Annotated in this window: 21 protein-coding genes and 1 riboswitch; of the genes, 10 read left to right on the forward strand and 11 right to left on the reverse strand. The window is 41.9% G+C overall.

All coding sequences use genetic code 11. The features are described from left to right. Positions 1-6: 6 nt before the first annotated feature. Entirely contained in the window at positions 7-1,824 is a 1,818-nt protein-coding gene (locus tag ACWATR_RS27135) for a ShlB/FhaC/HecB family hemolysin secretion/activation protein (protein WP_460339092.1), read from the forward strand. Between the two features lie 376 nt (positions 1,825-2,200). Here the strand turns inward: ACWATR_RS27135 and ACWATR_RS27140 are convergent, their stop codons facing one another. After that, entirely contained in the window at positions 2,201-2,467 is a 267-nt protein-coding gene (locus tag ACWATR_RS27140; protein WP_460339094.1) for a hypothetical protein, read from the reverse strand. Positions 2,468-2,668: 201 nt separating this feature from the next. Here ACWATR_RS27140 and ACWATR_RS27145 point away from each other — a divergent pair, with 201 nt between their 5' ends. After that, on the forward strand, positions 2,669-2,923 hold the full coding sequence (locus ACWATR_RS27145) for a DUF7219 family protein (RefSeq protein ID WP_460339096.1): 255 nt from the start codon (positions 2,669-2,671) through the stop codon (positions 2,921-2,923). Positions 2,924-3,010: 87 nt separating this feature from the next. Here ACWATR_RS27145 and ACWATR_RS27150 read toward each other — a convergent pair whose 3' ends face one another. Further along, on the reverse strand, positions 3,011-4,042 hold the full coding sequence (locus tag ACWATR_RS27150; protein ID WP_460339098.1) for a VOC family protein: 1,032 nt from the start codon (positions 4,040-4,042) through the stop codon (positions 3,011-3,013). Between the two features lie 237 nt (positions 4,043-4,279). Here ACWATR_RS27150 and ACWATR_RS27155 point away from each other — a divergent pair, with 237 nt between their 5' ends. The 4 genes from ACWATR_RS27155 to ACWATR_RS27170 all read left to right on the forward strand — a co-directional run bounded on the left by ACWATR_RS27155 (position 4,280) and on the right by ACWATR_RS27170 (position 9,516). Further along, positions 4,280-4,903 carry a DUF3859 domain-containing protein gene (locus ACWATR_RS27155; protein ID WP_460339100.1) on the forward strand — a complete coding sequence of 208 codons (624 nt, stop codon included), beginning with the start codon at positions 4,280-4,282 and terminating at the stop codon, positions 4,901-4,903. Positions 4,904-4,908: 5 nt separating this feature from the next. After that, positions 4,909-6,747: an asparagine synthetase B family protein gene (locus ACWATR_RS27160; protein ID WP_460339102.1), complete on the forward strand. Its 1,839-nt coding sequence runs from the start codon at positions 4,909-4,911 to the stop codon at positions 6,745-6,747. Between the two features lie 39 nt (positions 6,748-6,786). Beyond that, entirely contained in the window at positions 6,787-8,112 is a 1,326-nt protein-coding gene (locus ACWATR_RS27165; protein ID WP_460339104.1) for a diaminopimelate decarboxylase family protein, read from the forward strand. A gap of 138 nt (positions 8,113-8,250) precedes the next feature. After that, a complete protein-coding gene (locus ACWATR_RS27170) occupies positions 8,251-9,516 on the forward strand; it encodes a hypothetical protein (RefSeq protein ID WP_460339106.1) in 1,266 nt (421 codons plus the stop codon). Positions 9,517-9,605: 89 nt separating this feature from the next. Here ACWATR_RS27170 and ACWATR_RS27175 read toward each other — a convergent pair whose 3' ends face one another. Together ACWATR_RS27175 and ACWATR_RS27180 are read right to left on the reverse strand one after the other, a co-directional pair. Continuing rightward, positions 9,606-10,490, reverse strand: coding sequence for a DUF4351 domain-containing protein (locus tag ACWATR_RS27175; protein WP_460339108.1), 885 nt, complete (start codon positions 10,488-10,490; stop codon positions 9,606-9,608). An 80-nt stretch (positions 10,491-10,570) separates the two neighbouring features. Then, positions 10,571-11,125 carry a hypothetical protein gene (locus ACWATR_RS27180; protein WP_460339110.1) on the reverse strand — a complete coding sequence of 185 codons (555 nt, stop codon included), beginning with the start codon at positions 11,123-11,125 and terminating at the stop codon, positions 10,571-10,573. 343 nt (positions 11,126-11,468) lie between these two features. On the opposite strand from ACWATR_RS27180, the gene ACWATR_RS27185 reads away from it, so the two are divergent. Further along, positions 11,469-13,457, forward strand: coding sequence for a S8 family serine peptidase (locus ACWATR_RS27185; RefSeq protein ID WP_460339112.1), 1,989 nt, complete (start codon positions 11,469-11,471; stop codon positions 13,455-13,457). A 422-nt stretch (positions 13,458-13,879) separates the two neighbouring features. Here the strand turns inward: ACWATR_RS27185 and thiC are convergent, their stop codons facing one another. The 4 genes from thiC to ACWATR_RS27205 all read right to left on the reverse strand — a co-directional run bounded on the left by thiC (position 13,880) and on the right by ACWATR_RS27205 (position 19,621). Then, positions 13,880-15,253: a phosphomethylpyrimidine synthase gene (gene thiC / locus ACWATR_RS27190; RefSeq protein WP_181929095.1), complete on the reverse strand. Its 1,374-nt coding sequence runs from the start codon at positions 15,251-15,253 to the stop codon at positions 13,880-13,882. A gap of 7 nt (positions 15,254-15,260) precedes the next feature. Then, positions 15,261-15,357: riboswitch (TPP riboswitch) on the reverse strand. A 100-nt stretch (positions 15,358-15,457) separates the two neighbouring features. Next, positions 15,458-16,450 (reverse strand): 2-hydroxyacid dehydrogenase, encoded by a 993-nt coding sequence (locus ACWATR_RS27195; RefSeq protein ID WP_435024859.1) that lies wholly within the window; start codon positions 16,448-16,450, stop codon positions 15,458-15,460. Positions 16,451-16,968: 518 nt separating this feature from the next. Beyond that, positions 16,969-18,432 carry a calcium-binding protein gene (locus ACWATR_RS27200; protein ID WP_460339115.1) on the reverse strand — a complete coding sequence of 488 codons (1,464 nt, stop codon included), beginning with the start codon at positions 18,430-18,432 and terminating at the stop codon, positions 16,969-16,971. Positions 18,433-18,748: 316 nt separating this feature from the next. After that, positions 18,749-19,621 carry a phosphodiester glycosidase family protein gene (locus tag ACWATR_RS27205; protein ID WP_435024861.1) on the reverse strand — a complete coding sequence of 291 codons (873 nt, stop codon included), beginning with the start codon at positions 19,619-19,621 and terminating at the stop codon, positions 18,749-18,751. Between the two features lie 135 nt (positions 19,622-19,756). Between ACWATR_RS27205 and ACWATR_RS27210 the strand changes: the two genes are divergently transcribed. Then, positions 19,757-20,377 (forward strand): rRNA large subunit pseudouridine synthase E, encoded by a 621-nt coding sequence (locus tag ACWATR_RS27210; RefSeq protein ID WP_460339117.1) that lies wholly within the window; start codon positions 19,757-19,759, stop codon positions 20,375-20,377. A gap of 35 nt (positions 20,378-20,412) precedes the next feature. On the opposite strand, the gene ACWATR_RS27215 is transcribed toward ACWATR_RS27210, so the two are convergent. Then, positions 20,413-20,862 (reverse strand): hypothetical protein, encoded by a 450-nt coding sequence (locus ACWATR_RS27215; protein WP_460339119.1) that lies wholly within the window; start codon positions 20,860-20,862, stop codon positions 20,413-20,415. Positions 20,863-21,058: 196 nt separating this feature from the next. Between ACWATR_RS27215 and ACWATR_RS27220 the strand changes: the two genes are divergently transcribed. Next, entirely contained in the window at positions 21,059-21,400 is a 342-nt protein-coding gene (locus ACWATR_RS27220) for a hypothetical protein (protein WP_460339121.1), read from the forward strand. Continuing rightward, positions 21,400-22,098 carry a DUF6745 domain-containing protein gene (locus ACWATR_RS27225; RefSeq protein WP_460339123.1) on the forward strand — a complete coding sequence of 233 codons (699 nt, stop codon included), beginning with the start codon at positions 21,400-21,402 and terminating at the stop codon, positions 22,096-22,098. The genes ACWATR_RS27220 and ACWATR_RS27225 overlap by 1 nt, the downstream gene beginning before the upstream one ends. Positions 22,099-22,259: 161 nt before the next feature. Here the strand turns inward: ACWATR_RS27225 and ACWATR_RS27230 are convergent, their stop codons facing one another. Together ACWATR_RS27230 and ACWATR_RS27235 are read right to left on the reverse strand one after the other, a co-directional pair. Next, positions 22,260-22,889, reverse strand: a complete 630-nt coding sequence (locus ACWATR_RS27230; protein WP_460339125.1) for a hypothetical protein — start codon at positions 22,887-22,889, stop codon at positions 22,260-22,262. Next, on the reverse strand, positions 22,867-25,047 hold the full coding sequence (locus tag ACWATR_RS27235; protein ID WP_460339127.1) for a GumC family protein: 2,181 nt from the start codon (positions 25,045-25,047) through the stop codon (positions 22,867-22,869). Before ACWATR_RS27235 ends, ACWATR_RS27230 begins: the two co-directional genes overlap by 23 nt. Positions 25,048-25,111: the final 64 nt, after the last annotated feature.

Genomic DNA, 25,111 nt, shown 5'->3' on the forward strand with positions numbered 1-25,111 from the left:
GGAGAAATGAGAAAAGAAACAGAAACTAGTGTTAAGCCGAAAGCAATGACTCAGCAAAGAATTGTCTATCTCTCTCATCAGTTAGACAATTGGCGGAGTCTGGCAAATACTAAATGGAATAAGCACAGTTTCAGTTTTCAGTGTGGCTTGCTAATTCTACCTGCGGTCTGGATTTTCACTGTAAATGGACTGAGAGCTACAGCAAATAACTTTACACCAGACTCGGCTCAAAATAGCAGTCAGCCTAAGTTACAAATCGTACAGGAAACAGAACCTTCCCCGATAAGTGTCCCGAATCAACCAGAAACACCACAACGCATTCGGGTTCGCAAAATCCAGGTTGTAGATAGCACAGTATTTAACGAAACTGATTTTAATCCAGTTGTGAAACCGTTTGAAGAACGGGACTTGACTTTAGAAGAAATCAGACAAGCCGCAGATGCTATTACCCAGCTTTATCTAAATAAAGGCTATATAAATTCCAGAGCGGTTCCAGACATTCAACAATCTAGTACCGCCGACGGTGTTGTAGTAATTCGGGTAATTGAAGGGCGTTTGACAGAGATTGACATCGAAGGGACACAGCGATTAAACCCTTCTTATATTCGGAGTCGCATTCAACTAGGTGCTGGTACTCCTCTCAATACTGGTAAGCTCGAAGAACAATTAAAACTGTTGCGACTTGATCCCTTATTTACAAATGTGGAAGCACGTCTGCGTCCAACAGGTAAGGTTGGTCAAAGTATTCTCATTGTCAGAGTTGAAGAGGCACAATCTTTAATTGGTAGCTTGGGTGTAGATAATTATTCGCCTCCCAGCATTGGAGCGGAAAGATTGGGTGTTGAATTGCGATCGCGCAATTTAACCGGTATGGGAGATGAGTTAGCAGGCTCATATTACCACACCCTCTCTGGTGGTTCCGATGCCTTTGATTTTAGTTATCAAGTTCCCGTGAACGCCATGAACGGCAAAGTGCAGATTAGAGCGGCATTTAATCGCAACGAAATCACTGAGCCACCCTTTGATGCGCTTGGTATTCGGGCAAATCAGGATCTTTATGAAATCAATTATCGCCAACCATTGATGCGATCGCCCAGAGAAGAATTTGCCCTATCTTTAGGATTTACCTACCAAGATGGTCAAACTTTCCTTTTTGATAATCTTGCAACCCCCTTTGGTATTGGGCCTGATGCCAATGGCGTGAGCCGCACCAGTGTAATTAAATTTGGTCAAGATTATATCAAGCGCGAACCTCAAGGAGCCTGGTTTTTGCGATCGCAATTTAATTTTGGCATAGATATATTAGATGCAACTATCAACAATGACCCCATACCCGATGGTCGCTTTTTCAGTTGGTTGGGACAAGTCCAGCGCGTGCAGCAACTCAGCAACGATCATCTATTGCTAATCCAAGCAGACTTGCAGCTAACACCAGATAGCCTTTTACCTTCACAGCAATTCGTTATTGGCGGTGGACAGTCAGTCAGGGGATATCGCCAAAATATTCGTTCTGGGGATAATGGATTTCGAGTAGCGATCGAAGATCGGATCACAGTGCAGCGCAACGAATCTGGAATATCCACAATTCAACTTGCGCCATTTCTGGACATGGGAGCCGTCTGGAATAAGTCTAATAATCCCAACCAGCTACCCGATCAGACTTTTCTGGTGGGTGCAGGCTTAGGATTATTATGGAATCAGGCAATGGGAATTGATAATCTCTTTTTGCGGCTTGATTATGGATTTCCATTTATCGATCTGAGCGATCGCGGTAATAACGCTCAGGATGATGGTTTTTACTTTAGCCTTCGCTATCAACCCTAAAAGGATGTTTGAAAAGTATTTTTGGTAACTTCTAAGCCTCAGAAACCTAACCCCCCTAGCCCCCCTTCCCTACAAGGGAATGGGGGTTTCAAAGCCTCTCTCCGTTTCGGGGCTACGGTGTACACACAAGTCGAAAAAAGCTTGATTTTCCATTCTTCTCTCGTTTATCTCGTTTACCTCGTTTTGATCTCGTTCCCATGTTCTACATGGGAATGCTCCTCGTGGAGGCTCTGCCTCCAATCTGGCATTGAGTCAGAGACTCAATGAATGCATTCCCAGTCGGAGACTGGGAACGAGGAAAGTCTTATCAAGCTAGGTTTTTAGGACTTGTGTGTACACCGTAGCCGTTTCGGGGAGAGGAATGGAAGTGGGGTTTCTAGTATACTTTGCGACTTTTCAAACAACCTCTCAAAACCCTTGATTGCTTTCTCATTTCAGTAGATTCAGCAAGCAAAAAGGCATATTGCTTTCTTAAAACCCTTGATTGCTTTCTCATTTCGGTAGATTCAGCAAGCAAAAAGGCATATTGCTTTCTCAAAACCCTTGATTGCTTTCTCATTTCGGTAGATTCAGCAAGCAAAAAGGCATATTGCTTTCTCAAAACCCTTAATTGCTTTCTCATTTCGGTAGATTCAGCAAGCAAAAGGGAATTCTACTTACTTAAAATACCCTCTGGCTTTCTAATTTCAGTGTTTTCCACAGTTAATTACCTTTCCCCGTGCCTTATCCTAAGGTTTAACCAAAATATTCACTTCTTCAGGAATTTGAATTTCCTGCTGTGTATAGACAACAAAGAGAAAAATTTTAATTTATAAATTAAATAAGAATTACAGAGGTCAAACTTATGACACAACCTAATGAACAAGATAAAAATAGCTTTCTTTATCCTCGTAGTCGGTATTATGGTAAATTCCAGCCAGAGAACTTAATGTTTAATGCCAACCTCCAAGAATTTGCCCAAAAAATTAGTTACATCGCTTGCCTAGAAACAGGGGGTAAACTGTCTCAGGAACAGGCTTACCAGCAAATTCAGGTACTTTGGAAACAGTTGAAACATAGCAAAAAACAACTAGCTATTGGTGGAAATAAAGAAAGTTAAATTAATGGTATTAGGTATTGGGCATTGGGCATGGGGGATTGGCCATTGGTTGCCCCTCTTGTCCCCCTCACCTCCTTCTACCACTAGTTAATTACCTTCTAGCAAAGTCCAGAAGTAGCCATCTGGTGCAATGAAGGAGAAACTTGTCTCGCCAAATTCATTAGTAGTAATCTCTGTAACTTTTTGTACAGTACTCGACTTAATGCGATCGCAATATTCCTGTATTCCCTTAACCCGATAAGTATATAAAGACATACCTAAACTACCTGGTTGGGCTGCCTCAAAGCGCGATTCTAAATTAATTTCTTCTGGGAATCGAACGATGTAAAGCCTACCACTACGTGTAGCCATCAAATCAAACTTAGAAGAACGAGGATCATCAAAGGTAGTAACAATAAACTTTTCACCAGGGTTAAGGTCAAAAATATCTTTACCTGCTGGCGAAGATTCATAGCTAGTTTCGACATCATCCCGCACACGCAGCAAACCCAAAACTTCTTCATAAAACTTCAGGGTTTCTTTACTGTCATCTTGAACGATGATTCCTATATGGGTAAACTGACTAGTCTTGAGAGGCGCATTCTGGTTAACTTGTCCGTAATGCGGTAGCGTATAGCCAAACCGTTGAAACAAAACCTGTCGAGATAAGGGTTGCAGTAGCAGCATTTCTCGCACACCAACTGCTGGCTCAATAAAAGGACGGCTTTTTCTCTCTTTGTTGTAGATCACTTCCCAATAAGGGCTAGAGTACCTAATAGGTAAACCTGCTGCCTTTGCATCTTCTATATGATTTAAAATACTTAAAATATCTGTCGTTAAACTTGTTGCCCAGCGATTTCCCTTAATTTTCATTGACGCTGTTCCCAAACCTTCATTTGTGGGATTTTGCCAAACCATCAGCCGAATTAAACCATGATCTGCATTTTGGTGATAGAGGCGGATTGAACGTAAAGACGAATTCACCCCATATAATTGATGGGCTATATCTGCGGTTATTTCACCCACTTCACCAATGCGATAGCCAAATTGCTCCCAATACTGAATTGCAGAAATTGGCTCCGGGATACCGATACAGACTTCATAGATACCTTCAATAGCGGTTTTTTGTTCTTGAGTCATAATGAGTGCTGAGTTAGGAATTAGGAATTAGGAGAGACGCGATGAATCGATTAAGAGAGACGCGATGAATCGCGTCTGTACAAGAGTGAGGAGTAGAGACGCGATTCATTGCGTCTGGGTTTACAGAGATATCTCAGAAAGAATCCGAAAAGCAATAACTCTATTTTGTAGCTTATGATGTACCTACAAAAATGAGATTTAGCGATCGCAATCAAATTTTTCAACAGGAGTTAAGCTATGACGCAGCGATTGACTCAAGAGCAATTATCACAAATAGTTACAGAAGTAGAAGGTCTGCAATTGCGTCGAGAAGCGGAACTAGACCAACAGCAGGTGAGAGAAATTTTACAGGAGTTGAATTTACCGCCAGAGTTACTAGATGAAGCGCTGATTCAGTTAAATCGCCGCCAAGCACTAGAAGTACAGCAACGCCGGAATCGATGGATTACCTCTGGAGTTGTGGCAGTTGTAGTGGTTGTCATTGCATCTACAATATTTTTCATGCAGCAGCAAAGTTCTACACTTTCCCGTGTTTCTACCCAACAAGACCGCATCACTTTGACACAAGATAATGGCGGTGACTTAAAGACAATTTCTCGCCAAACCAATCCAGAAGTGTTGTATCGTGTCACCTTAAAGGATGCACCCTTGGGGAAAAAGCTGGCTCTCTCTTGTAATTGGATTGATCCAAGCGGTCAAATTGTCAAGCAAAACAACTATCAAACCCGCGAGATTAATACGTCTGTCTGGGATACCCAGTGTCGCTACACTATTAATTCGGCTGCAACTGTTGGCAATTGGCAGGTGCAGATGTTCCTAGAAGGCCGGCAGATTAGTGATGAAACTTTTGAAGTTAAATAGTTTAGATGGGTATCCCGCATCACTTTCTTGGTTATTGGGGTTACGGCGCTCAATACGAGTTAGAAGCGCTGTTAAATAGTGTTGTGGAAAACCTCTCTCCAAACCTCTCCCCTTGTAGGGGAGAGGCTTTGACTTTTCCCCCTTCCCTCGCAGGGAAGGGGGTTAGGGGGTTAGGTCAGAAAAATTATTTCTCTCTACAAGAAAATTATCCTTTTCCCATTTGCAATATTGTTCATATAGGAATTGATGGAAATTCCCCAGCGCTAAAAAATCAGATTGCTGCCATCTCCGCATCAGGATTATCTAGTTCACCCGATGCTTGGGTAAGTCTCCAGGAAAACAACTGCCTAATTTTGGGAAGAGAACCTTTTGGAAAAGTGCCTTTGTATTGGACTCAGCAAGGACAAGTGATCTGGTTTGCATCCCAACTGCAACTACTTTTACCGATTTTGCAACATTCAGAAGTTAGCATTCCGGGGTTATATGGGTATAGCTGTTTTTCCTACGTTCCCACACCCTTCACTCCTGTTAATGGAGTATTTGCAGTGACGGCGGGAACTGAATTAATTTGGCAGAGCGATCGCCAATCAGGTATTCTGCAAACACCTGAATCTAAAAACATCCACTCATGGCGGGAAGCACCAGAACAGTTAACAGATGAAGCTACGGCAATTACCGAATTGCAAACTCTCCTGAAAGACTCAATTGAGCGACAGATTGCCGATTTAAAAGATGAGCCTGTTGGGGTGTTTCTCTCTGGCGGACTCGATTCGTCAGTGGTGGCGGCGCTGCTGGTACAAGCAGGGGTGAAAGTCCGCGCCTATACTTTAGATTTTGGTGATGCAGGGATTTCAGAGTATGAATATTCTGAACAAGTCGCCCAGTTTCTCAAAATTCCGTTGATTAAAGTTGCAGCAAACCCAAATTCAATCAAAAATGCCCTAATTCCGACTGTAAAAGCATTAGATTTACCCTTTGGAGATGGTGTGTGTGTGCCGTTGTATCTTCTATCTCAGAGGGCGAGTCAGGAAACTCAGGTAATTTTTAATGGCGAAGGTGGAGATCAATTATTTGCTGGTTGGACGAATAAACCTTTAATAGCCGCAGGTGTTTATCAAGCAGAAAATCCCGCCGGAGAGGAAACTTTTATCCAGCAATATCTCCGCACTTTTCACCGTCTTGGGGGATACGAATCTCAAGTTTATCAGCCAGATATCTATGCACAGATCCAAAATTTGCATCCCGAAGATTGGCTATTGGCGGCTTTAGATCGCAATGAATGTCCATCTTTGCTGCATCGCCTCCGCCGTGCTAGTTTGATGCTCAAAGGAGCGCAGAATATCCATCCCCGTGCGACTGCATTGGGGTTTGCTCATGGGTTATGGGTGCGATCGCCTTTTTGTGACTTACCTTTAGCTGAGTGGACATTCCGCCTATCTGGAGAACTCTGTTTACAAGGAGCTTGTGAAAAATATATCCTCAAACGCGCTGTAGAAAATTGGCTTCCGCCCGAAATTGTCTGGCGACAAAAGCGGGGTATGGGGGTTCCTTTAACTTCTTGGTGTTTAAATGATTTTTGGCATCAACTGGGTATCTGGCTCAATCCAGAAATACTTCGCACTCACAATCATTTTTATCCTCACATTGCGGCACAAATCGTTGAAGGCAAATTAGGAGCAGCTATTCAAGGGCGTCGAATTGGTGAAACACTCTGGTTACTAATTATGTGGCAACTTTGGCGATCGCACGTTTTAAATGAAAAACAGAGTAAACAATCTTGGGATCATCCCTTTTGGTTACATCGTTGGCTATGGAGAAACTACAAAATAATTCGTAATTCGTAATTCGTAATTCGTAATTTACTGTATCAGTATTTTTGGTAAATGATATCAAATAATTTGACTCAAAATCGTCCTAATCTCCCATTCTCTAAAGAACTTGCTCAAGAGTTACTGAATAACTACGGTTCTCCGCTTTATGTTTATCATGGCGATCGCTTGGGCGAAACTATTAAGCGGATTACTAAAGCAGTCAGTTATCCGCGCACGCAATTTCGCTTTGCTAGCGTTACTAATGGCAACATTGCGCTGTTAAAAATTTTTCGCTCTTTTGGGTGGGGACTTCACGCCAATACCCCAGGAGATATTTATCTGGGATTGCAAGCTGGTTTTGATCCTAGTGAGATTGTTTATAGCGGTAGTAATTTGAATCAAGCTGAGATGCTACAAGTCTTGAATTGGGGAGTTACAACTCTCAATCTGGATAGTCTTGCTCAATTGCAATTGTGCTGCGAAGTTAGACGCAAAGAGAAAAATATTCGTCTGGGTTTACGCCTCAATTTGCCGGAAATTACCGGAGATAGCCGCATTGGTGTACGTCCAGAAGAATTTGGTGATGCGATCGCTTTAACTGCTGAGTTTGGATTAAAGCTGAGTGGTTTACACTTCTATCGAGGAACGGGAACTAACGCTACAGTTGCATTCACCCAGGTGATTGATACAGTCATCGCTACAGCCCAACAGTTACCAGACTGGGAATATCTAGATTTTGGTGGCGGCTTTGGCTACCCTTATCATCACAACAAAGCAGCCTTTGACTGGGAAATATTTGGGGCTGAATTAACCGAGAGAATTACTCGGTTAGGGCGGGAAATTGATTTGGTAATTGAACCGGGACGAAGTGCGATCGCAGGATGTGCAACTTTGCTTGCTCAAGTTGTTTCTGTGAAATGGCAAGGAGAAAAACAGATTGTTGGAGTTGATACCACTGTTGCAAATCTTTCAGTACCATCAGTACACGGCGGCTACCGAGAAATTATCACTTGGAAGCAAGCAGACAATCCATTCACAACTGATATTTGTGGTAACACCACATATTCACGAGATTATCTGGGGAAAAATTGCCAACTTCCAGCGCTAGAAATTGGTGATATCGTTGCCATTTTAGATGTCGGTGCTTATGGTTATGCCATGTCGTCTCACTTTTTACACCGTCCCAAACCTGCGGAAGTTTTGCTAGAAAATGGCACACATCGCTTGATTCGCAAGCGGGAAGACTACAGTGTTTTGCTCACAAATCAGATGCTTGATAGTTCCCCCCTTTTTAAGGCTACCGTATATACACAAGTTGAATTACCCCCCTTAATCCCCCCTTGTAAAGGAGGAAAACCGGAAAATCTTGTTCCCTCCCCTTTGCAAGGGGAGGGTTAGGGTGGGGTAAAACTGACGCATAAACCAAGTGAGTAAACTACTTCAGACTTGTGTATACACCGTAGCTTTTTAAGGGGGGATCAAGCCCGATTTAAATCGTCTTGACTAACAATTAATAACTAACATCCAACAACCATTATGAAATGTATTAACTGCGGAACTGACAATAAACTCAAAGACCGGACAGCTAACCAAGGTCGGTGTATAAAATGCAATCATCCCTTTGCCTTTGAACCGACTAGTATGAGTAATGTTCAGATTACTGATCCTTTTTTCGCAAAGGCGATCGCTGATATTTCTGCAAATAACACTTTATTTTTTACACCCAAGCAACTGCTTTATTTTCTAGATAATCGGTTCAGAAAAAACTCAAAGTCAATTTCACGATTCGGCTGGCTATTTCCTTTTATATTTTTTAACTTGCTTACATCAATAACGATTTTTTTACCACTAATAGGAAATCTGGTAGTTATTATTTTTTTTCATGAAAGTAGCAAATCAACTAAACTCAATCTTGTAAGTCGCAAACAGTATGCAAGGAATTTACAAATCATAGGAGGAATTATTCTTGCCATAGGAATTTTACTCAGTCTCGTCTCAAACTCATTCCGCCTCTTTGTTATTTTTGTTGTTATGGGAATGCTGTCTATATATTTAGGAACTCGACAGCTAGGGCGAATTAAATTATTAACACAAGACTTTTTAATTTCACAATCTCAGATTAACGATTGGCTAAACCGTTGGCAGCAAATCAATGGTTCAATTCTCAAAATTCTTCCTTCACCAAAGCAGGAAAATACACCAGCCACGGTTAATCCTGATGTAACGGCTTACAGTTTTGATAGATTAGTCGTTTGTGATAGTTCTAGTATTGCTCAACTATTAATTGCTAATAATTTTCACTTTGAAAATAACTGTGCAATCCTCAGCATTACTGGATATCCCCAAAGCATTTTTGACACCACAATGCAAATGCTGCGCCGCAATCCCGATTTAAAAGTCTATGCAGTACATGATTGCAATCCACGAGGAATTGCTTTAGTTCATAATTTGAGAACCAACGCTAATTGGTTTCTCAATAGTGAGATTGTGATTATTGATATCGGACTAACACCACGTCAAATTATCGCTACTAAACGCGGAATGTTCATTCAATCCTCTCCAGAGTCGGCGCAAGCAGCTAAACAATTACCTGAAGAAATTCGTCAAAGCTTATCTGCTGAAGAATTATCATGGTTAGAATCTGGAAAATTTGTAGAATTGGAATCTTTCACTCCCCAAAGAATAATTAAAGTTCTGCAAACAGGTATTGCTGGCAGTCAAAATTTAGAAAGTGATGACAGTAGCTTGCTTTTAGTCGGCGATACAGGAAATGATATGTACGTTGTTCAAAGTTTTGGTTAGTATTCAATACAGTTCAGATAAAACCAAAACACTTGTAGAGACGGCGATTTATCGCGTCTCGAAAATCTGGTTAATTTTACAGATTAGATTTATTCAGTTTGTTGATTTAACCAAACTTCTAAATCAGAACTAGCTGAGAAGTCTAACAAAGCTTCTCCTAACATCTCCAATTGTTCAATAGATAATCCTTGAACTCGCTCAATACTAGATGAATCAATCTCACCAATACGCCGATTTAATAGACGTATAATTAAACGTTGTTCACCTTGTTGTACAGCTTGTTCACGGTCTTGTTGATAAAGTGGTTGTAACCGCATAATTAACTCCCGATCATCTTCTTCTGAATTTTGATTAACTTGCAAGTTTTGTCGCAAATTATAAAGTAATTCTAGCGTTGCTCTGCGAAATGGATGATTTGATGGTAATACTTCTAATTCATCTATTGCTTGTTTTTGTACTGTTCCTCGACCTAAAATCCTTAACCACAGAGTTTCTTGGGTGCGCGGTAACTGGTGAATCGCAACGATCGCAGTTCGCAAATACTCTGCACTAAAATGCACTCCTGCTAGCCAGTCTGGCTTTTGAGTAGCACCGAATCCTGACAACAGTGTTGTAGATGCTGTTGGGGTGAGTATCCACAATTTGGGAAGTTCTAATTCTGCAATAGAAGTTTTATTTCGATTTGCTTGACGTTGTAATTTACCCCTTACTTCTAATAATTTTAACAGGCAATCACAAATTTCTTCTTGTGATGCAGCATTGCGGAAGGGTTCAAAAATGGCTGCTGTAGCTGCAAATCTCCCTAATAATCCTAGCGTTTCTAAATTTGTGCTTGGTTTGCTTAAAGGAGAAAATAAAACATCGATTTCTCGAACTTCTCCCGCCACACGGCTAGAACCTTGCACTTCTCCATAAGGTTTTAGTAATTCTTCCAAATAGTCTTTGGCAAATTGGTCATGGATAAATCTAGTCATTCAAACAAAAAAGATTTAGGCATAGGGAAGTATGGTACTTATATTACCGTTAACTAAGAACGTGAAAATGCCTTAATAATCTATCTCAAACCTCTTTCCATAAGCATTTGAGGTTCAACATTCTCAACATTAGGAATTGCTTCTAACTGAGGAATCCTAGCGATCGCATCAGCAATATTACCAGATTGGGCACGTAACCAAGCCGTGTGAGGCGCATAAGAAAGGGTTTGCGCTACTTCGTAACCCGCTCGATTAATTACCTCGCGCTGCGAATCCACATCAACACCTTCAGCAAAACGGATGAAAACCAGTCCAGTTGGTACTGCTAGGGAACCATTGGGTAGTATTGTGTAAATCGGACTCAGTTTACCCGACTCTGATTGATTGGGTTCGCCTGGAAAAACTGCAATTGCACCGTCGTTAAGTTGTAAAATTGCTCCTGATGGCACGGTGCTGGGTTGATTGTAATGTATTGCATAGTACCCAGGCTTACGAATGTAGGATACAGCAGTGCGATTGCTGCCAACCCGAATTTGTTGTGGATATTCAGAAAAATAGTCGTTTTGAAATCTCACTTCAGCAGTCAGGGGTAGAGAGTACACCTGTAGAAAAGACTCAGCCGGAAAATAAAACATCTTTCTTAAGTTCTAATGATGTTATAGCGTTTTCAGTGGTAGCGAATACAAATCTTTTATTGGGATACATAGCTTTCCCTGATGATGAAGATTCTTAAAGCAACCTAACTTTGAATCCCCTCTTTTCGGGAAAAACGAATCGAAGGCTTGTATGAACTTAGAGAGATTAAATTCTATTTAAGCTGTGTCTTTTCGATGCCGTAATACACATATAACACATGAAATAAGAAGCATCCATAAACTAAATGTAAGCTCATTATCTATACAGCAAGCTTTAAAAGTAGTGCATAATACGGTTTCCCAATGCCTAATTTTCAACACAAATATCCCAGGAGATTAAACTATGGTTCAGGTTCGCTATGGTGGACAGAATGGCCAACAGTATGAACTTGCTATCAGTAACGAACACGTTGTAGTGCGTACCGAAAGCCGCAGCACTCTTATCGGTGCAAGATCCTTTGAAGTTGCACCTGTCTCACCTGTCGCTCGTAGCATCCTCAATCAATTTGAGTTAACAACGCGGTTTCGCCAAGCGGGTGTAGAAATTCTGCAAGCGAAAGTTCCGAATCAGGGTGTAGCTTTGCGCGATCGCGCCCGTGAAATTCTCAACAACGAGTCTGAAGTCCAATTTGCCGGACGTGTCCTGATTGATCCAGTATCCAAACAACCTGTAATTTACACCGAAAACCTCTTCGTTAAATTCGATAACGAAGAAGAGTCAAGAGTTTGCCAAGAGATATTAGGACGTTACGGTTTAACAATTAAACGTCAGCTTGAATATGCACGAAATGCTTACTTTGTCAATGCACCTGCCAATACTGGTATAGCCGTCTTTGACATCGCCGAGAGACTTCTGAATGAAGAATTAGTGGAACTGTGCCATCCTGAACTAGTGCGTGAATCACGCCAACGTCAGGTTTTTCCGCAGCAGTGGCATTTAAAACAAACAACAATTAACGGAAAAGTGATTAACGCCCATGCCAATGTTGAGGCCGCTTGGAAGTTAAGCGATGGCACTGGGACGATTATTGCAATTGTCGATGACGGTGTGGATCTTGATCATGAAGAGTTCCGTTCCTCTGGCAAGATTGTTGCTCCGCGTGATGTCACACGTAAAACGAACAATCCCAGACCGGGAAACGACAATAATCACGGGACAGCTTGTGCCGGAGTAGCTTGTGGAAACGGCAACTTTGGTGCATCTGGTGTAGCGCCAGGTGCAAAACTGATGCCGATTCGTTTAGCTTCGGCGCTGGGGTCACAGGATGAAGCAGATGCGTTTATTTGGGCGGCTCAAAATGGTGCTGATGTTATTTCTTGTAGTTGGGGGCCATCAGATGGTACTTGGTTTGAGCCAAACGATCCTGTACACAATCAAAAAGTACCTCTGCCTGATTCCACAAGACTTGCTATAGACTTTGCAATCAATAAAGGACGCAACGGCAAAGGATGTGTAATTTTATTCGCGGCTGGCAATGGTAACGAAAGCGTGGATAACGACGGCTACGCCAGCTACCAAAAGGTAATTGCTGTAGCAGCTTGTAACGACTACGGCACAAGAAGCGCTTATAGTGACTTTGGTAAAGCGGTCTGGTGTACCTTCCCTAGCAACAACGGTGACAGTTCCCAAACCCCTGGAATTTGGACAGCCGATCGCTCTGGTGTACTTGGTTATAATTCGGGTAATCAAAATCTGGGTGACGCCGGAGGCAACTACACGAACGAATTCGGTGGAACTTCCAGTGCTTGTCCAGGTGCAGCCGGTGTAGCAGCCTTGATTATTGCCAGAAATCCAAATCTGCGTTGGGATGAAGTACGAGATATTATTAAACGCTCCTGCGATCGCATTGATTCAGCCGGAGGTAAATATGATGCCAGTGGTCGCAGTCCCTTCTACGGTTACGGTCGAATCAATGCCCTCAAAGCCGTAGAATTGGCCAAGCCGCCTCAAACATCACCTATTAGCAGATTCCAAGCAGTCCAAGATATCCCAATTAACGATTTGCAAGTATCAACATTGTCGTTAGCGATCGCTAATACCAGCCTGCTGAAATCCATCAAAGTTAATGTAGACATTGAGCATACTTATATTGGGGATCTTGTAGTTACTCTCCTTCCCCCAGTACAAATAGGCATACTTCCCATAATTTTGCACGATCGCCAGGGCGGAGCTACAGATAATATCAAAACAACTTATGACGAGGTAAACACCCCTAAACTTGCTGCCTTTAAAGGTAAAAGTCCCCAAGGAACCTGGACTCTTGAAGTTGCAGATAAAGCTAACGCAGACACAGGAAAAATTCGCAGCTTAACCATTGAAATTGGATTTTAAGAAGAGAGGCAGACGGCAGGACGAATATCAATACTTGTCGGGTTTTAGGGAATTGGGTTTGGGGTAAGGGGAAAGAAAAAACCTTTAACCTTTACCCTTTAACCTTTACCCCAAACCCAATTCCGAGTTTAAAATGCTTTACCCAAGCAGTATTGGGACGAATATTATCCTCCTGTCTTCTTTACGCCATGTAGAGGCAATTTATGAATCGCCCCTGCTGTGTCGAATGGCACTAAGTTAAGACACAACCATTGCCCTGGCTGGTTCCTAGCCTCCAGGCTGGGAACCGCTTCTGAGAGGCTCCGCCTCTAGTGGCTTGACCAGAGGCAGCAGCCTCTCGGAATACATTCCCAGCCTGGAGGCTGGGAACGAGGCAACACAAGACTTTGGCCTTATCTTAATGCCATTCCCTGCTGTGTCTATTAGCTTTGAGTCACAGCCTCTTTCGCCAAGAACTTCTCTAATTCTGTCAGCGCATCAGCATCAACTTTAGTTTGCATTGGGCAGAACTTAGGCCCACACATCGAACAAAACTCAGCAGTTTTATAAATATCTGCTGGCAGAGTTTCATCGTGATATTCCTTAGCTCTTTCTGGGTCGAGTGATAATTCAAACTGACGGTTCCAATCGAAGTTGTAACGCGCCTTGGAAAGTTCATCATCTCTATCCCTTGCACCAGGGCGATGTCTGGCAATATCAGCCGCATGAGCCGCTATTTTATAGGCAATTAACCCATTCCGAACATCTTCAGCATTTGGCAGACCCAAATGTTCTTTAGGTGTTACATAGCACAGCATTGCAGTACCGTACCATCCAGCCATCGCTGCTCCAATGGCTGAAGTGATGTGGTCATAACCGGGAGCAATGTCTGTTACCAATGGCCCCAACACATAGAAAGGTGCTTCAGAACACTCTTCCATCTGCTTACGGACATTGAACTCAATTTGATCCATTGGCACGTGTCCAGGCCCTTCCACCATCACCTGTACATCATCTTCCCAGGCTTTGCGAGTTAGCTGTCCCAGGGTTTTCAATTCAGCTAATTGTGCTTCATCTGAGGCATCATGGGTACAGCCGGGACGCAGGGAATCTCCCAAACTGAAGGAGACATCATATTTTTTGAAAATCTCAATAATGTCTTGGAAGTGAGTGTAAAGCGGGTTTTGTTTGTGGTGATGTAGCATCCACCGCGCCAAAATACCGCCGCCGCGAGAGACAATACCAGTGATCCGGTTTCTCACCAAAGGCAAATGCTCAATCAAAATCCCTGCATGGATAGTTTGATAATCTACCCCCTGCTGGGCGTGCTTTTCGATGATATGGAGAAAATCATCAGCAGTCAGGTTCTCGATTGTGCCATGAACGCTTTCTAAAGCTTGATATACTGGCACCGTACCAATGGGAACAGGTGAAGCTTTGATAATAGCGGTGCGAATTTCATCTAAATTACCGCCGCCTGTGGACAAATCCATTACGGTGTCAGCACCGTATTTCACCGCCAAGTTTAGCTTATCCACTTCTTCTTGAAGATTAGAAGAGTTGGGAGAAGCGCCGATATTAGCATTTACCTTACATTTGGAGGCGATGCCAATAGCCATCGGCTCTAGGTTAGTGTGATTAATATTAGCGGGGATAATCATTCGCCCCCGCGCTACTTCCTCACGAATGAGATCAGCAGGGAGATTTTCCCGCTGGGCGACGTAGTGCATTTCTTCGGTGATAACACCTTGGCGGGCGTAGTGCATTTGAGATACATTACTCTGCCCACGTCGTTTAGCAACCCATTCTGTCCGCATATTGTAATTCCTCGATAAACAGCTTCCCTCCGCTGGTATTACCCAGACTCAGGTGTTAAGGGTGTGATCTCAGCCTGGTTATGTAGGCACCCCTAGCATGGATGTAGTGTATCACTTTGGTTATATCTGGGAGCAAAGGTGTTAACAATTTATGAGGTAACACAATTTTGGATTTTGGATTTGAGATTTTAGATTGCTAAAGGTTTAGGCGCGAATTTCATTTGCACAAGAACGACCTTGTTCAACATCGGTAATATTAGCAAAAGTTGTTTCTGCAATATTGTAGAGAGCTTCTGCGGTAAAAAAGGCTTGATGTCCGGTAATGAGTACATTGGGGAACGTTGTCAGACGTTGGAAAATATCATCTTGAATAATTTCCCCAGACAAATCCTCAAAGAACAATTCTGATTCTTGTTCGTAGACATCTACACCAAGATAGCCAATTTTACCAGACTTCAATCCCTCAATCACGGCTTGGGTATCAATCAGCGCTCCTCGGCTAGTATTAATTAGCATCACACCTGGCTTAATCTTTTCTATAGCCTCAGTGTTAATCAAGTGATGGGTTTCGGGAGTTAGGGGGCAATGTAGGGAGATAATATCGGAGTTGGCAAATAGCTCAGGTAGTTCTACATACTTTCCACCTAGCGCCTCCAATTCGGGATTGCGATAAACGTCATAGGCAAGTAGGTGACAGCCGAACCCCTTCATAATCTGTCCTAAAATCAGACCGATTTTGCCGGTGCCAACAATTCCCACTGTGCGTTCATGCAAATTAAATCCCAACAGTCCATCTAGGGAAAAATTGCCTTCTCGGACACGGTTATAGGCACGATGAATTTTGCGATTTAAGCTCAAAATCAATCCTACGGCATGTTCTGCTACTCCATAAGGTGAATAGGCGGGAACACGCACAACTGTAATTCCTAAATCTGCTGCGGCTTGTAAGTCTACATTGTTAAACCCTGCACAGCGAAGGACAACCAGGCGAGTTCCTCGTGAGGCGAGAAGCTCTAAAGTTGGGGCATCAACCTGATCATGCACAAATACGCAAACCGCCGGAAATCCGGCAGCAAGGATAGCCGTATCCCGATTTAAACGGGGTTCAAAAAACACTAACTCGTGTTGGATGGGAGAATTTGCAGCTGACAAAAACTGCCGATCGTAGGCTTTTGTACTGAAAACTGCTACTTTCATGCAAAACCTCAGGTTTTATGCTGCACGGTGTTCGAGTACATAATACCTTGACCTTGAGAGAAGCGATGTCTACAACGAGCCTAGTGGTCTGCTTGCGCTTATGAGGATTGGGGAAAGGTTAAAGGGGGATGGCACTAAGAGAAGCCCAAAGGCTTGTGTAATCTTGTTCCCAGGCTCCAGCCTGGGAATGTATTTAAAGAGGCTCTGCCTCTTGTCAAGCTACTGGAGGCAGAGCCTCCCAGAATGGGTTCCCAGCCTAGAGGCTGGGAACCAGCCAGAGCAAGGGCTGTATCTTTTTTTAGTGCCATTCGGTTAAAGGGGAAGGGATAAAACACCTTTAACCTTTACCCCTTTCCCTTTAACCAGCCAAGTTCCCTTGGCGAACTACTGCGACACTTTTGAACATTCTCTAGGAGGTAGGGGATAGGCGCAAAAACTCTCTCAAACTCTTATTTCTCAGTTTTTTCTATGCCTCTGCGGTTGGTTTTTCTGGTATTTTTTGGTATTTATGCGTAGAACTAGACAACAACAAAATGAGTTGCTTTTAGTGACATTTCACTGCTGAGTTGCGCGAATTGTACCTGAGTAAAAGCGCCAGCGCTGCCATCTTGGTCAAAGAACAGTGCACCTGTAATATTGTCGTAAATAAATCGTTGAGCGATCGCACTTGCAGATGAACCGATGGTAAACTTACCAGCGGAGAGTGTACCTACTGCTAAAGAGCCGCCGAAACCAGTAGCCGATACCTGAATAACTTCATCAGTCGTGTCAAAGTCAACGAGAGTATCAATGCCTTGATTGTAATTATTGAACGCAAAAGTATCAGTGCCATCTCCCCCGTACAGAATATCACTGCCTTTCCCTCCAGTCAGGAGATCGTTGCCATTATACCCAAAGAGCACATCGCTACTATTACCCCCGATAATATTGTCGGCGTAGACTGTACCACTGATATTTAGCCCTTGAATATTCTTGTAGATAACTTGATTTGTGCCACTTGTAATTGAGCCTTGGTTAGTGGTTGCATTGAAAGTTGAGGTGATTCCTTGGTTAGTATAGCTACTGTAATTGACTTCTAAAGAATCCGAACCTGTACCCCCATTTACCGTTTGAGTCAATAAAACAGAGGGGGCGGTAGTTGGGGCGGTCAAATAAAAGGTGTCATCGCCATTCCCCCCATTTAGAGTGTTAGCACCCTTGGCTCCGTATGCGTAAAAGGTATCGTTACCATCGTCTCCATTCACAATTTTATTACCAGACAAGTAGGAAACATAGAGGCGATCGTTACCTAAACCCCCACTAATCGTATCATTGCCAGAAGTGCCACCACTAAGCACATCTTCGCCATTGCCCCCACGAATATTGTCAGCGTAGGCTGTACCAGTGATATTGAATCGTTCAATATTCTTATAGTTAACTCGATTAGTGCCACTTGTAATCGAGCCTTGGTTAGTGGTTGCATTGAAAGTCGAGGTGATTCCTTTGGCAGTATAGCTACTGTAATTAACTTCCAAATAATCCGAACCTGTACCCCCATTTACTATTTGGGTTACTAAAACAGGGGGAGCGATATATGAGGCACTCAAATAGAAGGAGTCATTGCCATTCCCACCATCTAAGGTGTTAGCACCATTGACTCTATATGCGTAAAATTTATCAGAGCCAGTTCCACCTGAAACAATATTTTTGCCAAAACTATCCTGAATCGAAAATTCGTCATTTCCTGTATCCCCATAGAGGATGTTATTCCCAGAAGAAACAGAAACATCTAAATAATCATCCCCACTTCCTCCCTTGAGAGTATTGTTGCCAGTGGTAGCTACAGCATAAATTTGATCGTTTTCAGAACCGCCATCTAAGAGGTTTTTCCCCAAAGAATTGCTAATATTCAGGACATCATCGCCTCCGAAACCATAGAGACTGTCACCGCCCCCGAAGCCATAGAGATTGTCATTAGCGTTAGTACCATTGATAGTTGCCATAACTTCTACCTACCTAAATCAATTTTTCAGAAACTTGAGATATTAACCTGCGGGTATTGCTGTTTTAAGGCAGAACAAAGTAGCCGAGAGTTGACACTTTCGGTATAGTTTATGCCGAACTGAAAACGCTAATTTTTTAGCTTTTTCAGCTTTTTGACTGACTTGTAAGCATTATTCAGCTAACCTGCTATATATGAAATTTAGTTAATTTCATTACTATAGTGGCTGTTTATTTAAGTGTCACTACTTCACTTTAATTATCTAATTTTGTATTTTCTGATATAGTTAATTGCGTATTATCACTAATCAAAAGCTTTTAACCACCAGGTATGATGGGGCGATCGCCTTTCTGAAACCTTGCCCATGACTGTTGTAAAGCAGTAGGGGCAGGATTCTTGGCATCATAAACAACAATTACATTAGTGAGTGGGCGTCCGGCAGGGACTAAAATTTTACCGTTAGCAGCAAAGGCTTTCGATGCACCACCATCTAAATTCATCGCTTCGTAACAGCCAATTGCTTTCATCGCTTGTGCTTCTTGTTGTAAAGTTAATCCACTATCGAAATTTATCAAAAATAGCTTTTTACCATCAGCAGGAAACCCGATCGCAGTTCGTGCGCCAGTACCTAAAACACCAGGATCTTTAAATCCTTCAACATCCGGCTTCAGCCAAATTTGTCCCTGTCTCAACAATCGAGGCCCACAGGTAATAGACAACCAATGTTGATTCCATTCCGGTTTACCGTCAACCCGTGCTGTCACCATTTCCGGTTTATTGCCAACTCGCAACCCCAAAGTAGTACCAAAATTTTCCCATTGGCTGTATTTGAGGAATCTCCCTGCCGCTACCATGTTACCCATCACTGTTTTCTGGGCATTCTTGGCAAAAAAAGTACCATTAGCAACGACAGCCGCACGATGACGAGCCACTAAATTGTTAAATTCTTCATCACCATTAGTTTTTTGATTAGTATTAGCCAAAGTTGCATTATTTGCTAAACCAATAGTAATAAAGGTTTTGGGGTCAGTGAGGTCAATAATAGTTTGATAAAAAGAGAAACCATTTACCTTACCCCTCTTCACTTGTACAGTTTGAGCAGCTGCCGGGAGCGCCAATGTTAATCCTTGTGCCAAGACAGCACCTCCTAAAAACAAGAAAGACCGTCGGCAGATTTTGGAACTTGGCATAATCAACTCTTCACTATATTGTTTTTATTAGGATGCCCAAATCTTTAGATAATTTTACCCATTAAACACTTGTGTGATGGAGATGAGGGAGACAAGGAAAATAAGCAATGCCCAATGCCCAATGACAAATGACAAATGACAAATCATTACCGATATATTATTTTTTACAAACCTTATGGCGTTCTCAGCCAGTTTACAAAAGATGCCCCCACACATAGCACTCTAAAAGATTATATTGATGTGCCTGATGTGTATCCTGTGGGACGCTTAGACTGGGATAGTGAAGGATTGCTGCTGTTAACGAACGATGGACAATTGCAACATCGCCTCGCCCATCCGCGTTTTGGCCATAAACGTACTTACTGGGTACAGGTAGAGCGAATTCCAGATGTAGATGCTATTAATAGGTTGCAAACAGGTGTGGAAATTCAAGATTACCGCACTCAACCAGCAGAAGTTAGGCTTTTACCAGAAGAACCACAGTTACCTGAACGCACTCCACCGATTAGATTTCGCAAAAATGTACCGACAGCTTGGCTGGAAATGACTTTGACAGAGGGAAAAAATCGCCAAGTACGGCGCATGACTGCGGCTGTAGGGTTTCCAACTTTGCGACTGGTCAGGGTCAAAATAGCTCACTTACAATTAAGTGACCTACAATTAGGTCAATGGCGCGACCTCACGGCATCTGAACTGCAATTTCTGCATAATTTCAGTAAATCGAAAAGTTTTCCCCCAAAAGCGAATGCTCTCTAACATAAATTGACTTTTTACGTTGATTTGCTAAAACTCTAACTGCTGAACAATTGCCTTCTAGAGAACAATCTTAGTAACCCAGCAGTTCCCACACCCCAAGCACCATTAACCAATAAACCTGTCACTATTCCCGCAAGTTTCCAGCCGCCAGCGATAGGCTGATCCTTAAGCGGTGCAACTACAAACCAAGCCACTAGCGTCGGGAGAATTGCACCAAATAATAATGCTGCTAACCAATAGCTTTGATTATGCCGAAAACGAGGCGCGATCGCTACCCAAATCAGTCCCCAAATCCCTCCCCAGAAGGCACTTGACAAAATCTGCGGGATTCCAAATGGTTGTGTAGGTGCAGTTGAATAGGGGGCGCGAGGCGTGAAATTCACTGTATGTAGCAGCGCCAACATACCTTGGTGAAATAGCAAAACAGACACAAAGCCTGCAATAAATGCTATGGCAAATCGAGATAAGGCAGCTTTTTGAGTCATTGCTTATATGAAAAGATACTTGTTTGTGGTTGCAGACTTAACTTTAATAATTGGCATTTCTCATTACTTCTAAAGCTTAATTCTTAGAGTTGTTTATGATGATTTGCTAACGACTGATAACCTATGTTAAGTCTATCAAAATTACCGAATTTTATTTTTGCTAATATTATTAGAAAGGTATTGTTATGATGGAAAGATGTTTAACAACAGCAACAAATCTCAAGCTAACCAAGGTAGTGTTCTCTACAGACATGGTGACGTTCTGATCAGAGGTATTGCAACTTTACCTGTAGCTGCTCAAAGGCGTGTAGGTGCTACTCTTGCTCATGGTGAAATCACAGGACACAGCCATCGCATTCAGCAATCCAATGCTGTTCAGTTGTGGGTACATGGTAGTGACCTTTTTCTTGAGGTTAAAGAACCCAGTGCTACTTTAGTTCATGAAGAACATCGGGCGATTGAATTACCCCAAGGGCTTTACCGCGTCTGGAGACAACGTGAATATCGCCCTGATGCTTATGTAGAGGTGATGGACTAATGCTCAAGATGATGTCGCAGGGACGTGTGCCGAATAAACAAGTTTTGCAGCGCCCAAAGGAAAGCCACGAGCCTGTATCGGCTGAACGTGCTCGAAAACTCATCCTTGAACATCGCGCCTGGGATGGTATGCGCGTTTTGGGGCATCTGGATTTAAGCGGTGCGTTGGATCTTTACAATCTACCTGAAAATTTAACCTGTGAAAGTATTGATATTAGCGACTGTGTAAACCTCACTACCCTTCCCAAAGGACTGCATATCACTTATTGGATTGAGTTGGCCGGAAGTGGGATTACCAGTCTATCTGCGGGGCATGGTTTTATTTTGCGTTGGCGAGGCGTGCAGGTAAACGATCGCATTGCCTTTGAATCCGAGTCCCTAACCGGACAGGATATTCTGAATATAGAGAATGTTGAGTTGCGTCGCGTGCTGATTGAACGTCTGGGATACGAGACATTTTTGCAGCAAGTGGGAGGATTAATCCGCGATCGCGATCGAGACGCTGGTGGAGAACGTCAACTAGTCTACATTCCTTTTGAGGATGACGAACCGCTTATGGTATTGAAAGTCACTTGTCCATCCACAGGACATATTCATATCCTGCGCGTTCCCCCTCATATACGGAGTTGCCATCAAGCAGCAGCCTGGATTGCAGGCTTTAATAATCCAGATGATTATCACCCTGCGATCGAGGCGTAAAGTTTTAAGTAAGATTCAGTAATAGGGAAAGAAGATAGCGGGCAATATTCTATAATACCAATTTGAAAAAAGAATGCCACAAATAGACCATTTGTAGAGACGCGATTCATCGCGTCTTTACCCAAGGATGTGTTGCAATCATTAATTGAATTGGTATAAGTTTACAAATTAAGAATATTTACCACAGCATGAAAGTTTGTTCCCAGCATATATTGGCTACTATTGGGCAGATTTTCCAAAGTTAACAAGACTGTTTTCGCTCCTTGATAATCGCTTTTTTGAGGTTGAATTATAATTGGTATTTCACTCGCCCCAGCCGTAATTGTCACAAAGTTAGCAATTGATTGATAATGCACTCCATCCTCGGCTGTTCCGTGAATCCTGTATTTCACTATTAAGTCTTGAGTTATATTACCAGTACGAGTGATGACAAACTCCCCTACTTCTCCAAATTGTGACGCATACATTTTTGTAGCTGTAATATTCACAATCGTGGGATAGCTGGACGTGGTTATATGGAGAGATTTTGATAACAAATGATTAGCTGTAGTTGATATAAAGTTTGATTGATTATAGTTATTTTTGTCTTCATAGCTGGATATAAAACTAAAATTAGTTACCAGTTGATTTTTAATATAAAAATGGTCAAAAGATATATTACTGATACTTGGTTGTAAATCATTACCTAAAAAAGTTGCATATATACCGCCCATATCATCCACGACTAGGTTATAAAGATAGATATTTATAAGATTAATCAAGTATTCCTTACTTCCTACTTCGGACTCCAATAGTTTCTGGGAGATTATTTTCCTCAGTTGAGTAGTAGTAACTGTAGCGCTCAGTCTGAGGAATAGCTCCGTTTACTACCTGTCCCAAGACATTTTGACCAGATTTTTCTAAAAGCTCTTTAGCAACACTAGCACTAACAGAATCAACGACCCCTGGACGAACAACAAATAAAACACCATCAGCCATTTGACCTAGAGTAGCTGCATCAGCGGCAACGTTTAATGATGGAGAATCAATAATTACAAAGTCGTAATAAACAGACAAAGTTTGAATTAATGCAGCCATTTTTTTCGAGTCGAGAAGAGAACCTGGATTAGGAGGTGTAACTCCAGAAGTGAGAACATATAAATTATCCATAACTTGTTTGATGGCTGTCCTAATTTCACCTTGTCCAACAATCAAATTGCTTAGACCTTGATTATTAATTAGTTCCCAGATTTTATGTTGAACAGGACGACGCATATCTGCATCTATCAGTAAAACTTTCCGCTCCATCTGAGCCATTGTTATAGCTAAATTAGCCGCCACTGTTGATTTACCTTCTCTGGGTACAGAACTCGTAACAACTATAACTTTTAGCTCCTTATCAGCACTCGTAAACCTCAGATTTGCCCGCAACATTCGGTAGGCTTCATTAATTTGCGATCGCGGCATATCTCGAACTACAAGTCTTTTGCTATATAACTCCAGTTCTTCATTACCACGAAGAGACTTTTTCGACTTACTGAAGTCAGGAATAATCCCTAATAAAGTAAATTTCAATAATTCTTTTGCCTGGTCAACATTCTTAATTGATTTATCTATTTTCTCCAAAAAGTAGACAGCAGATAAAGATGTTAAACCAGCCAATAAACCTGTAGCTAAATATAAAAACATCGGAGATGAAATTGATTCTTCTGGCACTTCAGCTTCGGATATCATACTGGCATTACCTAAGCTTTGATTTTCTGCTATTCGGCTTTCTTGCAGCTTTTGTAGTAACAGTGAATAAGTAGATTGTGCGGCTTGTACTTTACGTTCAAACTGGCGCTGTTGTTGTTCCAATCTCGGTAGATTGCTCAAACGTTGTTTATAAGCAGTTTGTAACCCAGATAACGTAGTAATTTGTCTTGCTAAACCCAGACGATTTGACTCTAATTCTACAAGTCTTGCAGAAAGCTGTTGTTGTAATTCTCCTAATTGAAAGTTATTATTTAGCTGTGATGAATTTGCCCCTGTAACGTTTTTTATCCGTTGTTGTAGTAGCCCATTTAACGACTGTAATTTGTATACCAAATCGATAATTTGCGGATGGTTCTCCTGCAAAACAGTCCGCCTAGCTGCCAGTTGTGATTCTAACTGTTGAACTTCTCGAAGAATATCTTGTACTCCTGAAGTTTGGCTAAGAGAAGTCATAACTATTGCTTGCTGGGAGTTCATACCCAATTGTTTACGGATTCCTTGAGTTTGTGCTTCAGCATCGGCAAATCTAGATTGAGATTCATTAATTTGCTGTTGTAATGCTGTAATAACTTCTAGTGCTTTAGTCGCTTCTTCTTGCAGAGAAACAATTTTGTACTTTTCTTTAAACTCTGCTAGTTCTGCTTCTGCTTGTCGAACAACTAATTCTGCATTTGGTAGTTGCTTTTCTATAAACTTGCGAGCAGTTGTAGCTTGAGTTCTATGAGATGATATATTGTATTCTAAATAGACATCTATTAAAGTATTAACAACTTGCGCGGCTAGTTGTGGGTTTGTATCTTTATAGGAAATACTTAGGATATCAGAGCCATTAATTTCCTTTACTGTGAGCATTTGCAGAAATTGCTTGGTTTTTAAATGTATATTTTTCTTGTCTTTTAGATTAAGTCTATTTATGGTAGTTTTGACAACTGGTACAGAACGAATAACTTCTGCCTCTGTATTCAGAGGATTACTTTTATTATCGACTAATGGCTCTAGTTTGCTCATTTCTGTTCCTACTCCTGTTAATGAAGAAGTAGTATTTGTTCTTTGGAATTTCAGTTTTCCTTCTGCTAAATAATAAGGTTTCTTGAAGAATGTAGCTACCTGTAAAATTATGAATATGCCAACGAAAACACCCAAAGCATTAATCCAACGGCGTTTCAGAACTTGCGAATATTTATCAAATGTTCCAGAAGATTCTTGTAGTGTCATAAAATAATTACATTTTTTTGATTATTGTTAAAAGCATCAAATATCAAATCACTCAGTCATACCT

Source organism: Nostoc sp. UIC 10890 (assembly GCF_054786515.1).

Coding starts and splice junctions, on each gene's coding strand:
- ACWATR_RS27135 (WP_460339092.1), top strand. CDS start 7: ATGAGAAAAGAAACAGAAACTAGTGTTAAGCCGAAAGCAATGACTCAG.
- ACWATR_RS27145 (WP_460339096.1), top strand. CDS start 2,669: ATGACACAACCTAATGAACAAGATAAAAATAGCTTTCTTTATCCTCGT.
- ACWATR_RS27150 (WP_460339098.1), bottom strand. CDS start 4,042: ATGACTCAAGAACAAAAAACCGCTATTGAAGGTATCTATGAAGTCTGT.
- ACWATR_RS27155 (WP_460339100.1), top strand. CDS start 4,280: ATGACGCAGCGATTGACTCAAGAGCAATTATCACAAATAGTTACAGAA.
- ACWATR_RS27160 (WP_460339102.1), top strand. CDS start 4,909: ATGGGTATCCCGCATCACTTTCTTGGTTATTGGGGTTACGGCGCTCAA.
- ACWATR_RS27165 (WP_460339104.1), top strand. CDS start 6,787: ATGATATCAAATAATTTGACTCAAAATCGTCCTAATCTCCCATTCTCT.
- ACWATR_RS27170 (WP_460339106.1), top strand. CDS start 8,251: ATGAAATGTATTAACTGCGGAACTGACAATAAACTCAAAGACCGGACA.
- ACWATR_RS27175 (WP_460339108.1), bottom strand. CDS start 10,490: ATGACTAGATTTATCCATGACCAATTTGCCAAAGACTATTTGGAAGAA.
- ACWATR_RS27180 (WP_460339110.1), bottom strand. CDS start 11,125: ATGTTTTATTTTCCGGCTGAGTCTTTTCTACAGGTGTACTCTCTACCC.
- ACWATR_RS27185 (WP_460339112.1), top strand. CDS start 11,469: ATGGTTCAGGTTCGCTATGGTGGACAGAATGGCCAACAGTATGAACTT.
- thiC (WP_181929095.1), bottom strand. CDS start 15,253: ATGCGGACAGAATGGGTTGCTAAACGACGTGGGCAGAGTAATGTATCT.
- ACWATR_RS27195 (WP_435024859.1), bottom strand. CDS start 16,450: ATGAAAGTAGCAGTTTTCAGTACAAAAGCCTACGATCGGCAGTTTTTG.
- ACWATR_RS27200 (WP_460339115.1), bottom strand. CDS start 18,432: ATGGCAACTATCAATGGTACTAACGCTAATGACAATCTCTATGGCTTC.
- ACWATR_RS27205 (WP_435024861.1), bottom strand. CDS start 19,621: ATGCCAAGTTCCAAAATCTGCCGACGGTCTTTCTTGTTTTTAGGAGGT.
- ACWATR_RS27210 (WP_460339117.1), top strand. CDS start 19,757: ATGACAAATCATTACCGATATATTATTTTTTACAAACCTTATGGCGTT.
- ACWATR_RS27215 (WP_460339119.1), bottom strand. CDS start 20,862: ATGACTCAAAAAGCTGCCTTATCTCGATTTGCCATAGCATTTATTGCA.
- ACWATR_RS27220 (WP_460339121.1), top strand. CDS start 21,059: ATGTTTAACAACAGCAACAAATCTCAAGCTAACCAAGGTAGTGTTCTC.
- ACWATR_RS27225 (WP_460339123.1), top strand. CDS start 21,400: ATGCTCAAGATGATGTCGCAGGGACGTGTGCCGAATAAACAAGTTTTG.
- ACWATR_RS27235 (WP_460339127.1), bottom strand. CDS start 25,047: ATGACACTACAAGAATCTTCTGGAACATTTGATAAATATTCGCAAGTT.